Below are 1,092 nucleotides of genomic sequence, written 5' to 3'. Positions count from 1 at the left end.
GTTTCCGTTTGCGTGTTGTCGGGGCGAAATGTTCTCTACCTGCTCCGCCGCCGTGTGCGGGATGCCCAGCATCGCTGGAGCCATGACGACGCGGATCCGCCTAGAATTGCCGAGCTTTGTTGACGCACGATGAGCGCATCAAAAATCGTGCCAACTTCGCAGAAAGAGACCTGGATAAAGTTTTGATATCGAGATCAGGTGTTTAAGCCAGAGCACGGTGCGAGGCCACACACCACTACGTAGCAGGCGCGACAAACCCGACAGCGATGTCGCTGGTCGATGGGCGGGTAGAGACAGCCGCCGAGACGAAGCCAAATAATTCGCGCGATAGCGGCCGCAGAGCCGCTCCTGCGCTCCCCACGCCGTATCGCGGATCGTATTTGGAAGCTGCTCCTGGCGCAGCAATTGCTCGCGGCTCACCCTTGTGGGAAACCGGTAGCCAAGCCGCCTCATAAGGCATTTGCAGAATGTCCAACTTCCGGATGACGGCCTGATTAGAAGAAGCGGCTTGCTTGGTCACTCAGATGCCACCCATGCAGAGATACTTCATCTCGAGGTAGTCCTCGAGGCCGTGGCGGGAACCCTCCCGCCCGATGCCGGACTGCTTGACTCCACCGAACGGCGCGGCTTCCGAGGACATGCGTCCGGTGTTGATGCCGACCATGCCATATTCGAGGGCCTCTGCTACACGCCAGACACGCTTCAGGTTGGAGGCGTAAAAATAGGCGGCGAGGCCGTAAATCGTGTCGTTGGCCTCACGCACGACCTGATCCGCATCTTCGAAGCGGATGATCGGCGCCAACGGCCCGAAGGTCTCCTCCTGCGCCACCGCCATGGCGCTGGAGATATCGGTGAGCACCGTCGGCTGGAAAAAAGTGCCGTTGCTTCCGATCCTGCGTCCGCCGCAACGGACCGTGCCGCCTTTTGCCACGGCATCGGCGATGTGGGATTCGATCTTGGCCAAGGCGTGGCTGTCGATCAGAGGGCCGATGGCGACATCGGGATCGAAACCGTCACCGACCTGAAGCCGGCGGACCCGTTCGACGAACTTGTCGACAAACGCGTCATGCACTCCCGACTGCACGTAAAGGC

1 protein-coding gene and 1 pseudogene are annotated in these 1,092 nt (G+C 60.3%); both read right to left on the bottom strand.

Features of this window, described 5'->3' with window-relative positions:
• Window positions 1-240 precede the first annotated feature (240 nt).
• Window positions 241-463, bottom strand: a pseudogene (locus EOA60_RS34255) (hypothetical protein); the annotation flags it as partial.
• A gap of 57 nt (window positions 464-520) precedes the next feature.
• On the bottom strand, window positions 521-1,092 hold a 572-nt coding region (locus EOA60_RS34250), incomplete at its 5' end, for an aldehyde dehydrogenase family protein (RefSeq protein WP_128312686.1).

The sequence above is a fragment of the Mesorhizobium sp. M1A.F.Ca.IN.020.06.1.1 genome, assembly GCF_004023265.1.
Taxonomy (GTDB): domain Bacteria; phylum Pseudomonadota; class Alphaproteobacteria; order Rhizobiales; family Rhizobiaceae; genus Mesorhizobium.
Note: the sequence above shows the minus strand (reverse complement) of the source record. Positions and strands in the feature narration are given on the sequence as shown.